Genomic DNA, 9,793 nt, shown 5'->3' on the forward strand with positions numbered 1-9,793 from the left:
GGAGCCCGCATGAGCGACCACCTGCTGCCCGGCATCACCGCGACCCGGGTCGAGACCCCCCGGCTGACCCAGCAGGTACTGGCCGCCGAGGGCACCGAGATCGCGGGCCCGGGGGAGGCGGTGCTGCTCGTCCACGGCAACGTCAGCTCGTCGCTGTTCTGGCAGCAGCCGCTGCTCGCCCTGGCCGAGACCGGCCGGGTGCGGGCGCTGGCGGTCGACCTGCGCGGCTACGGCGACACCGACCCGCTGCCGATCGACGCCCGCCGCGGGCTGCGCGACTGGGCCGACGACGTCGCCGCCCTGGCCGACACCCTCGGCCTGGACCGCGTGCACCTCGTCGGCTGGAGCATGGGCGCCGGCGTCGTCCTCCAGTACCTGCTCGACCACCCCGAGCGGGTCGCCTCGGTGGCGCTGGTCGCCCCGGTCTCGCCCTACGGCTTCGGGGGGACGGCGGGCGCCGAGGGCTGGCGTGTGCACGAGGACGGCTGCGGCTCCGGTGCCGGCGCGGCCAACCCCGACTTCGTCGCGGCCATCGCGGCGGGCGACACCACCGCCGACAGCCCCACCAGCCCGCGGTCGATCCTGCGCGCCTTCTACGTCGCGCCGGGCTCGCTGCCGCTGGACCCCCGGCTCGAGGACGTGTTCGTCGCCTCGATGAACAGCACGCGCACCGGCGTCGACCACTACCCGGGCGACGCCGTCGCGACCGGGACGTGGCCGGGCGCGGCGCCGGGGGAGCGGGGCGTGCTCAACACGATGGCCCCGACGGTCTGCGACCTCTCCGGCATCGTCGACCTGGAGCGCAAGCCGCCGGTGCTGTGGATCCGCGGCGACGCCGACCAGATCGTGTCGGACACCTCCGCCTTCGACCTGGCCTTCCTGGGCTCGCTCGGCGCCGTCCCCGGGTGGCCGGGTGCCGAGGAGTTCCCGCCCCAGCCGATGGTCACCCAGACCCGCGCGGTGCTCGACCGGTACGCGGCCACCGGCGGCGCCTACCGCGAGGTCGTGCTCCCCGACGTCGGCCACTCGCCGCACGTCGAGCGCCCGCAGGAGTTCGTCGTCGCGCTGCTCGAGCACCTCGACGTCCCCGCCCAGCAGCCCGCCCACCTCACCTGAGTGCTTCATCGCGATCAAGCACCCGTGCTTGATCGCGATGAAGCAACGTCAGGCTCTTCAGACCGGGACGTTCGGGAGCTCGCTGAGGGGGCCGGCGAAGCGCTCGTCGGGGACGTCCTCGTCGACCATCCGCCCCGACAGGTAGGCGTCGTAGGCGGCCAGGTCGAAGTGGCCGTGCCCGCACAGCGCGGTGAGGATGACCTTCTCCTCGCCCGACTCCTTGCAGGCCAGCGCCTCGCGGATGCAGGCCGCCAGCGCGTGCGTCGGCTCGGGGGCGGGCACGATCCCCTCGGTCCGCGCGAACTGCAGCGCCGCCGCGAAGCACTCCGTCTGCGGCAGGGCGAGGGCCTCGATCAGCCCGAGCTCGTAGATGTGCGACAGCAGCGGCGACATGCCGTGGTAGCGCAGCCCGCCGGCGTGGATCGGGTCGGGGACGAACCGGTGGCCGAGGGTGTGCATCTTCATCAGCGGCGTCATGCCGCTGGCGTCGCCGAAGTCGTAGGCATAGGTGCCGCGGGTCAGCGACGGGCAGGACGCCGGCTCGACCGCGCGGATCGTCGGCGACATCCGGCCGGCCATCTTCTCGCGCAGGAACGGGAAGGCCAGGCCGCCGAAGTTCGAGCCGCCGCCGGTGCAGCCCACGATGACGTCGGGCCGCTCGTCGACCGCGGCCAGCTGCAGCAGCGCCTCCTCGCCGATCACCGTCTGGTGCAGCAGCACGTGGTTGAGCACGCTGCCCAGGGCGTAGCGGATCGACGGGTCCTGCGCGGCGACCTCCACCGCCTCGCTGATCGCGATGCCCAGCGACCCGGGGTGCTCGGGGTCGCCGGCGCGGATCGCCTTGCCGGCCTCGGTGAGGTCCGACGGCGAGCGGTGCACCTGCGCGCCGTAGGTCTGCATCATGATCCGCCGGTAGGGCTTCTGGTCGTAGGAGGCGCCGACCATCCACACCTCGCACTCGAGCCCGAACAGCGAGGTGGCGAACGCCAGCGCGGTCCCCCACTGGCCGGCACCGGTCTCCGTCGTCAGCTTCCGGACCCCGGCCTGCGCGTTGTAGTACGCCTGCGGCACCGCGGTGTTCGGCTTGTGCGAGCCGGCCGGCGAGACGCCCTCGTACTTGTAGTAGATCCGCGCCGGGGTGCCGAGCGCCTTCTCCAGCCGGTGCGCCCGGTACAGCGGCGAGGGCCGCCACAACTTGTAGACGTCGAGCACCTCACCGGGGATGTCGACGTAGCGGTCGCCGGTGACCTCCTGGGCGATGAGTTCCATGGGGAACAGCGGCGCCAGGTCGTCCGGTCCGACCGGCTGCAGCGTGCCGGGGTGCAGCGGTGGCGGTGGCGGGCTCGGCAGGTCGGGGACGACGTTGTACCACTGCGTCGGCAGCTGCGACTCGTCCAGCAGGATCTTGTGCTGCGTCCCGGCCATGGGTGCCCTCCGTCCACGAGTGGCGGCGAGCCTAGGGCCACTGCTTTCGGTGCGGAAAGCGGTTCCGCTTTCCGCACCGAAAGCGGGGCTTCAGTTGGCGTGGAGGGCGGCGTTGAGCTCGCCCCAGCTGCCGGTGCGGGGGAGCACCTCCAGCGCGCCGCTCACGCTGTTGCGGCGGAACAGCAGGCCGTCGCGGCCGGAGAGCTCCAGCGCCTTGACGACCGACCCGTCGGGCAGCGTCACCCGCGACCCCGCCGTCACGTAGCAGCCGGCCTCGACGACGCAGCCGTCGCCGAGGGAGATGCCGATGCCGGCGTTCGCCCCGAGCAGGCAGCCGCTGCCGATCGAGACGACCTGCTTGCCGCCGCCGGACAGCGTCCCCATGATCGAGGCGCCGCCGCCGATGTCGCTGTCCGGGCCGACGACGACGCCCGCGCTGATCCGGCCCTCCACCATCGACGGGCCGAGCGTGCCGGCGTTGTAGTTGACGAAGCCCTCGTGCATGACCGTCGTCCCCTCGGCCAGGTGCGCGCCGAGCCGCACCCGGTCGCCGTCGGCGATCCGCACCCCGGCCGGGACGACGTAGTCGACCATCCGCGGGAACTTGTCGACGCCGAAGACGGTCACGTGGCCGTGCGCGGCGCGCAGGCGGGCCGCGCGGGCCTGCACCTCGGTGGCCAGCACCGGCCCGGCGCTGGTCCAGGCGACGTTGGTGAGCAGCCCGAAGACGCCGTCCATGTTCGCACCGTGCGGCCGGACGAGCCGGTGCGAGAGCAGGTGCAGCCGCAGCCACACGTCGTAGGTGTCGGCCGGGGGAGCGGAGAGGTCGGCGATGCTGGTGCTCACCGGGATGACCTGCACGCCGCGGGCCTCGTCGCTGCGCACGAGCCCGGAGTAGTCCGGCCCCAGGGCACTGCCCAGCTCGAGGGTGCCCATCTGGTGCGTGCCGGTCGGGCCGTCGTCGGCGCCGAGCCGGGGGGAGGGGTACCAGACGTCGAGGACGGTCCCGTCGACGGTCACGGTGGCCAGGCCCACGCCGGAGGCGGAGGCGGTCGCTGCGGCGGCGTTCGTCACGGGGGACGACGCTACCCAGGCGCACCGGGAGTCCTCCGGCCGGAGCCCGGCGGCGCCCGTAGGCTCGGCGGTCGTGGGTGACATCGCGAAGCTCGACCTCTCCGCCGACGTCCTCGAGCTCACCCGCGCCCTGGTCGACGTCCCGTCGGTGTCGGGCAGCGAGCAGGCGCTGGCCGACGCCGTCGAGGCGGCCCTGCGCGACCTCGGCGGCCTGGAGGTCGAGCGGGTCGGCGACGCCGTCCTCGCCCGCACCGATCTCGACCGGCCCACCCGCGTCGTCCTGGCCGGGCACCTCGACACCGTGCCGATCGCCGACAACGTGCCCAGCCGGCTCGAGGACGGCGTCCTGCACGGGTGCGGGACCTCGGACATGAAGTCGGGGGACGCCGTGATGCTCCGGCTGGCCGGCCGCTTCGGGGTGCCCGGCGCCGAGCCGGCGCACGACCTCACGTTCGTCTTCTACGACAACGAGGAGGTCGAGTCGGCGCGCAACGGCCTCGGCCGGGTGGCCCGCGAGCGGCGGGGCTGGCTCTACGGCGACCTCGCCGTCCTGCTCGAGCCCACCGACGGCGAGGTCGAGGCCGGTTGCCAGGGCACGCTGCGGGCCGTGCTGGAGGTGCCCGGCCGGCGCGCGCACAGCGCCCGCAGCTGGCTGGGGGTCAACGCCATCCACGGCGCCGCGCCGGTCCTCGCCACGCTGGCCGCCTACCAGGCCCGGCAGGTCGAGATCGACGGCTGCACCTACCGCGAGGGGCTCAACGCCGTCCGGATCGAGGGCGGCGTGGCCGGCAACGTCGTCCCCGACGTCTGCCGGGTCACCGTGAACTTCCGCTACGCACCCGACCGCGACGAGGACGCCGCCGAGGCGCACGTCCGCGAGGTGTTCGCCGACGCGCTCGCCGCCGGGGCCACCCTGGAGGTCGTGGACAACGCCGGCGGGGCGCTGCCCGGGCTGGGCGAGTCCGCGGCCGCCGCGTTCGTCGCGGCGGTCGGCCGCCCGGCGCGCGCCAAGCTCGGCTGGACCGACGTCGCCCGGTTCGCCGCCTTCGGCATCCCGGCGGTCAACTACGGCCCCGGCGACCCGCAGCTCGCCCACACCCGGGAGGAGCACGTCCGCGTCGACGCGCTCCAGCCCGTCGAGGACGCCCTCACCGCCTACCTGTCCGGGAGCAGTGCATGACCGAATCACCCGACGGCCGCCGTCCCCGCCCGACGCGGCACCGCGGCCCGATCATGCTGCGGGGCGGTGAGCCGGACCCGACGATGCAGGGGACGACGACCGACCAGCGGCTGCTCGACCGGCGCGGGCCGACCGACTGGGTGCACACCGACCCGTGGCGCGTGCTGCGCATCCAGTCCGAGTTCGTCGAGGGCTTCGGGCTGCTCGCCGAGCTGCCGCGGGCGGTGAGCGTGTTCGGCAGCGCCCGCACGCCGCGCGACCACCCGCACTACGCGGCCGGGGTGCAGCTGGGCGCCGCGCTGGTGCAGGCCGGCTACGCGGTCATCACCGGCGGCGGCCCCGGGGCGATGGAGGCGGCCAACCGCGGCGCCTCGGAGGCCGGCGGGCTGTCGGTCGGCCTGGGCATCGAGCTGCCGTTCGAGCAGGAGCTCAACGAGTGGGTCGACGTCGGCATCTCGTTCCGCTACTTCTTCGTGCGCAAGACGATGTTCGTCAAGTACGCGCAGGCGTTCGTGATCCTGCCCGGCGGGTTCGGCACGCTCGACGAGCTGTTCGAGGCGCTCACCCTGGTGCAGACCCGCAAGGTCACCCGCTTCCCGGTCATCCTCTACGGCTCGGAGTACTGGACCGGGCTGGTCGACTGGGTGCGGACGACGCTCGTCGAGCAGGGCACGATCAGCCCGGGGGACGTCGACCTGCTGCACGTCACCGACGACGTCGACGAGATCGTGCGGGTCATCCAGGAGGCCGAGTCCGCCCGCGCGGCGGCCGGCGACAACGGCGGCGGCATGCGCGCCCCCGCGCGGATGGACCAGATGCCGGCCGGGGGGCCGGTCGAGGCCTGACGTGCTCTCGTTCCTGCTCTTCGTCGTCGGGGTGCTGCTGGTGGGCGGCCTGCTCTTCCTCGGCGGCTCGGTGCTGCTCGGGCGCGGCGAGACGCAGCCGCCGGCCGAGCTGGACCGCTCACCGGTGGAGCTGCCCGACGACCGGCCCGTCGTCGGCGACGACGTCCGCGCGCTGCGCATCTCGGTGGCGCTGCGCGGCTACCGGATGACCGAGGTGGACTGGCTCATCGACCAGTTCGCGCAGACCCTCGACGAGCGCGACGAGGAGATCGCCGCGCTGCGGGCCCGGCTGGCCGAGCGGGACGACGACGGCGAGCAGCCCGCGGACGGCGGCGACGACGAGGAGCACGCCGGTGCCTGAGCTGGTGGAGAGCATCGACGTCGACGCGCCGCCCGAGCGGGTGTGGGCGGCGCTGACCGACTGGGTGCGGCAGGGGGAGTGGATGCTCGGCACCGACGTCCGCCCCGTGGTGGGGCCGGCGCGGGGCGTCGGCGGGCGGCTGGTCGCGGTGACCGGCCCGCGGCTGCCCCGCGGCCGGCGGGTCGGCGTCGTGGACACGTTCGAGATCACCCGCTGGGAGCCGCCGACGCGGGTCGACGTGCTGCACACCGGCCGCGTGGTGCGCGGGCCCGGCAGCTTCGAGGTGCACCCGCGCGGCGAGCACTCGACGTTCGTGTGGTCGGAGCAGGTCGACCTGCCCCTCGGGGCGCTGGGCCGGCTCGGCTGGCCGCTGGTCGCGCCGGTGATCCGCGCCGGGTACCGGGCGTCGCTGCGCCGGTTCGCCGAGCTGGCCCGCACCTACCCCGGCTGAGGCCCCGCCCGCGCCGCCGGTCAGCCCAGGCCGACCTCGGCCAGGGCGGCGGCGCGCAGCCGCGCGCGGTCGACGCCGAGCTCGGTGAGCGCCCGGGCCGCGGTGCCGCGCTCGAGGTCGCACACCGCCGCGACGACGTGCGCCCCGCGCAGCCGCGCCGGCCGGGCCGACTTCGCCAGCCGGACGGCCTCCTGGAAGACCTGCTGCGCCTGCGGCGTCGACCGGAACGGACCGGCCGCGGGTGCCTGCAGCCCGTCGTCGACCGGACCGGCGTCGACCCCCACCGCGGCCAGCGCGCGCTCGTGCGCCCGCTCGACCGCGGCGCGCAGCCGCGCCGGGTCGACGCCCACCTGCACGAGCGCCCGCGGTGCGGTGCCGTCGGGCAGCGCGGCCGCGGCGAGGAGCAGGTGCTCCGGGCCGGGCAGGTCCTCCCCGGCGGCGCGGGCCTCGGCCTCGGCGCCGGTGAGCAGCTGCTTGATCGTGCGCACGTCGCGGACGGCGTCGACGAGTCCCATGGGGACCTCCCGGTTCATCGGCCGCGGCGCGCGCGGACCTCGGCGGCGAACTTCTTGTGGGCGGCCTGGGCGCTGATCCCGAGGGCCTCGCCGACCTGCGCCCAGGTCCAGCCCTGGGCGATCGCCTCGGCGACCGCGGCCGACTCCAGCCGGCCGGCCAACCGCCGCAGGGCGACCACCGCGGCCAGCGCGGTCCCGGGGTCCTCCGGGCTCGGCAGCGCTCCCGGATCCACGGTCGTCAACTTAGGTTGATGACGCGGGGTTGTCAACCTGGGTTGATGAGGCGCGGCGCTCCAGGCGCACCCGCAGGCCGTCGAGCATCAGCGCCAGGCCCTCCTCGAACCGCTCGTCGTCGTCCCCGACCGTGCGCGCGGCCGCGCAGATGAGCGGGAAGCGGGTGTGGTCGCCGGTGGGGAAGTCCTCGGCCGGGCGGTCCTGGGCCGCCTGCGTCTCGAGGGCGTCGCCGAGCAGGTAGGAGCCGAGTGCGGTGAGCACGCGCACGGCCTCGCCCGGCTCGAGGCCGGCCGCCACCAGCACGCGCAGCGTGCTCTCGATCCCGGGCAGGGCCTCGTCGGTGGGCCGGTTGCCGGCGACCACCTGCACGCTGTCGCGGTGGGCGAGCAGCAGCGCCCGCCGCAGCCGGATGCTCTCGGCGAGCCACTCCCAGACCGACTCGCCCTCCCGCGGGGCGCGGGCGCTGTCCGGCACCTCGGCCAGCACCTGCTCGGCGACCAGGTCCAGCAGGTGGCGCTTGTCCTTGACGTGCCAGTACAGCGTCGGGGCGCTCACCCCCAGCCGGGCGGCCACCGCGCGCAGGGTGAGCCCGGGCAGCCCCTCGTCGTCCAGCACCTCGACGGCGGCGCGGACGACGTCCTTCCGGGACAGTGGCACGGTTGACACTCTAACGGTGTTAGAGGACGCTGCGGGAGTGACTCTAACGGCGTTAGGGAGCCCGACGGGTGATGCGGCGGTCGACCGGCCACCGGCCGTCGAGGCCAGCGGGCTGGTCAAGACCTACGACGAGGTGGAGGCGGTCCGCGGCATCGACCTGGCCGTCCGGGCCGGGGAGGTGTTCGGCTTCCTGGGCCCGAACGGCGCCGGCAAGTCGACCACCATCAAGATCCTCTGCACCCTGCTGCGGCCCACCGCCGGCACCGCCCGGGTGGCGGGCTTCGACGTCGTCCGGGAGCGGGACGACGTCCGCCGGCACATCGGCCTGGTCTTCCAGGAGACGACGCTCGACGACCACCTCACCGCCGAGCAGAACCTCCGCTTCCACGCCGACATCTACGGCATGCCCAAGGCCGCCGTCGGCCCGCGGATCGACACGGTGCTCGAGATGGTCGGCCTGACCGACCGGCGCGGCTCGAAGGTGCGCACCTTCTCCGGCGGCATGAAGCGGCGGCTGGAGATCGCCCGCGGGCTGCTGCACTCGCCGCGCGTGCTGTTCCTCGACGAGCCGACGATCGGCCTGGACCCCGAGTCCCGGGCCACGCTGTGGCGCTACGTCGACCAGCTGCGCGCCGAGGAGGACATCACGGTCTTCCTCACCACGCACTACATGGACGAGGCCGAGCGCTGCGACCGGATCGCGATCGTCGACGCCGGGCGGATCGGCGCGCTGGACACGCCGTCGGCGCTCAAGGCCAGCGTCGGCCACGACCGGGTACGGGTCGTCACCTCGGACGACGACGCGGCGGAGGCGCTGGTCCGGGAGCGGCTCGGCGTCGAGACCACGCGGGAGGGCGGCGCGCTGGTCGTCCTCACCCCCGACGGCGAGGAGTTCGTGCCGCGGCTGTTCGAGCTCGGCCTGACCGTGCGCTCGGTGAGCGTCTCGCGACCCACGCTGGACGACGTCTTCCTCGCCTACACCGGCGCGCGGATGGCCGACCGCCAGGCCGCCGCCGGCCCGCACTGGATGGCCCGGGCCATGGGAGGACGGCGATGACGACGACGATCGCACCGGTCCAGGTCGCCGCCCGCGGGCTGCGGCACGAGCTGCGCGCGGTGAAGGTGGTCTGGTACCGCGACCTGCTGCGCTTCCGCACCGACCGCGGGCGGATCCTCTCCTCCTTCGCGCAGCCGCTGCTCTTCCTGTTCGTGCTCGGCCAGGGGCTGGGCGCCACGCTCGGCGCCCGCGGGTTCGGCGGCGCCGACTACTCGACGTTCCTCTTCCCGGGCGTGCTGGCCACCTCGGTCATGTTCACCGCCGTCTTCTCGGCGATCTCCATCGTGTGGGACCGCGAGCTGGGCTTCCTCCGCGAGATGCTGGTGGCGCCGGTGAGCCGCACCAGCATCGTGCTGGGCAAGGCGCTCGGCGGTGCGACCGTGGCCACGCTGCAGGCGCTGGTGCTGCTGGCGCTGGCCCCGCTCGTCGGCGTCCCGTACGCGCCGCTGGTGCTGCTCGTGACGGTGCTGCTGCTGTTCCTCGTGGCGTTCACGATCACCGCGCTGGGCCTGGTGCTCGCCGTCCGGGTCGACCAGATCCAGACGATCATGCCGCGGGTGCAGCTGCTGCTCGCGCCGCTGATGTTCCTCTCCGGGGCGTTCTTCCCGGTGAGCGCGGCGCTGCCGACCTGGCTGCACGTGCTGGCGCTGGTCAACCCGGTCACCTACGGCGTGGACGCCGTGCGGCGGGTAGTGCTGAGCTCGGTCGACGGCACGCAGGAGGCCGACATCGCGCTGCAGTGGGGCTCCTGGACGGTGCCCGTCTGGCTCGACGTCGTCGTCGTGGCCGGCACCGGCGGGCTGCTGCTCGCGTTCGCCGCCTGGCTGTTCAGCCGCCCGGAGTGAGTGCTTCGTCGCGATCAAGCACGCGTGCTTGAT

The 9,793-nt window shown here is 74.5% G+C and carries 12 protein-coding genes; 7 read left to right on the forward strand and 5 right to left on the reverse strand.

The features are described from left to right. Nucleotides 1-9: 9 nt before the first annotated feature. Nucleotides 10-1,116, forward strand: a complete 1,107-nt coding sequence (locus tag ACI797_RS18945) for an alpha/beta fold hydrolase (protein ID WP_456860308.1) — start codon at nucleotides 10-12, stop codon at nucleotides 1,114-1,116. A 57-nt stretch (nucleotides 1,117-1,173) separates the two neighbouring features. On the opposite strand, the gene ACI797_RS18950 is transcribed toward ACI797_RS18945, so the two are convergent. Continuing rightward, nucleotides 1,174-2,541, reverse strand: coding sequence for a TrpB-like pyridoxal phosphate-dependent enzyme (locus ACI797_RS18950; protein WP_456860310.1), 1,368 nt, complete (start codon nucleotides 2,539-2,541; stop codon nucleotides 1,174-1,176). 90 nt (nucleotides 2,542-2,631) lie between these two features. Further along, the gene (dapD, locus tag ACI797_RS18955; RefSeq protein WP_456860312.1) at nucleotides 2,632-3,615 is read right to left on the reverse strand and encodes a 2,3,4,5-tetrahydropyridine-2,6-dicarboxylate N-succinyltransferase; all 984 of its coding nucleotides are present in this window, start codon (nucleotides 3,613-3,615) and stop codon (nucleotides 2,632-2,634) included. A gap of 73 nt (nucleotides 3,616-3,688) precedes the next feature. On the opposite strand from dapD, the gene dapE reads away from it, so the two are divergent. The 4 genes from dapE to ACI797_RS18975 are packed head-to-tail and all read left to right on the forward strand — an operon-like array spanning nucleotide 3,689 to nucleotide 6,452. After that, a complete protein-coding gene (gene dapE, locus ACI797_RS18960; protein WP_456860314.1) occupies nucleotides 3,689-4,795 on the forward strand; it encodes a succinyl-diaminopimelate desuccinylase in 1,107 nt (368 codons plus the stop codon). Further along, a complete protein-coding gene (locus tag ACI797_RS18965) occupies nucleotides 4,792-5,640 on the forward strand; it encodes an LOG family protein (RefSeq protein ID WP_456860316.1) in 849 nt (282 codons plus the stop codon). The genes dapE and ACI797_RS18965 overlap by 4 nt, the downstream gene beginning before the upstream one ends. Before the next feature lies 1 nt (nucleotide 5,641). Further along, entirely contained in the window at nucleotides 5,642-6,001 is a 360-nt protein-coding gene (locus tag ACI797_RS18970; RefSeq protein WP_456860318.1) for a DivIVA domain-containing protein, read from the forward strand. Further along, nucleotides 5,994-6,452, forward strand: coding sequence for an SRPBCC family protein (locus tag ACI797_RS18975; protein ID WP_456542036.1), 459 nt, complete (start codon nucleotides 5,994-5,996; stop codon nucleotides 6,450-6,452). Before ACI797_RS18970 ends, ACI797_RS18975 begins: the two co-directional genes overlap by 8 nt. 20 nt (nucleotides 6,453-6,472) lie before the next feature. On the opposite strand, the gene ACI797_RS18980 is transcribed toward ACI797_RS18975, so the two are convergent. Genes ACI797_RS18980 through ACI797_RS18990 form a run of 3 tightly spaced genes read right to left on the reverse strand, consistent with a single transcriptional unit; the run spans nucleotide 6,473 to nucleotide 7,858 of the window. Then, entirely contained in the window at nucleotides 6,473-6,967 is a 495-nt protein-coding gene (locus ACI797_RS18980) for a Clp protease N-terminal domain-containing protein (RefSeq protein WP_456860322.1), read from the reverse strand. A gap of 14 nt (nucleotides 6,968-6,981) precedes the next feature. Next, the gene (locus ACI797_RS18985; RefSeq protein ID WP_456860324.1) at nucleotides 6,982-7,200 is read right to left on the reverse strand and encodes an RNA polymerase subunit sigma-70; all 219 of its coding nucleotides are present in this window, start codon (nucleotides 7,198-7,200) and stop codon (nucleotides 6,982-6,984) included. 10 nt (nucleotides 7,201-7,210) lie between these two features. After that, nucleotides 7,211-7,858 carry a TetR/AcrR family transcriptional regulator C-terminal domain-containing protein gene (locus ACI797_RS18990; protein WP_456860326.1) on the reverse strand — a complete coding sequence of 216 codons (648 nt, stop codon included), beginning with the start codon at nucleotides 7,856-7,858 and terminating at the stop codon, nucleotides 7,211-7,213. A 37-nt stretch (nucleotides 7,859-7,895) separates the two neighbouring features. Between ACI797_RS18990 and ACI797_RS18995 the strand changes: the two genes are divergently transcribed. Beyond that, a complete protein-coding gene (locus ACI797_RS18995; RefSeq protein WP_456542040.1) occupies nucleotides 7,896-8,915 on the forward strand; it encodes an ATP-binding cassette domain-containing protein in 1,020 nt (339 codons plus the stop codon). Next, nucleotides 8,912-9,760 (forward strand): ABC transporter permease, encoded by an 849-nt coding sequence (locus tag ACI797_RS19000; protein WP_456860328.1) that lies wholly within the window; start codon nucleotides 8,912-8,914, stop codon nucleotides 9,758-9,760. The genes ACI797_RS18995 and ACI797_RS19000 overlap by 4 nt, the downstream gene beginning before the upstream one ends. Nucleotides 9,761-9,793 lie beyond the last annotated feature (33 nt).

It is taken from the genome of Geodermatophilus sp. SYSU D00691 (assembly GCF_054050275.1).

Coding starts and splice junctions, on each gene's coding strand:
- ACI797_RS18950 (WP_456860310.1), bottom strand. CDS start 2,541: ATGGCCGGGACGCAGCACAAGATCCTGCTGGACGAGTCGCAGCTGCCG.
- ACI797_RS19000 (WP_456860328.1), top strand. CDS start 8,912: ATGACGACGACGATCGCACCGGTCCAGGTCGCCGCCCGCGGGCTGCGG.
- ACI797_RS18945 (WP_456860308.1), top strand. CDS start 10: ATGAGCGACCACCTGCTGCCCGGCATCACCGCGACCCGGGTCGAGACC.
- ACI797_RS18980 (WP_456860322.1), bottom strand. CDS start 6,967: ATGGGACTCGTCGACGCCGTCCGCGACGTGCGCACGATCAAGCAGCTG.
- ACI797_RS18965 (WP_456860316.1), top strand. CDS start 4,792: ATGACCGAATCACCCGACGGCCGCCGTCCCCGCCCGACGCGGCACCGC.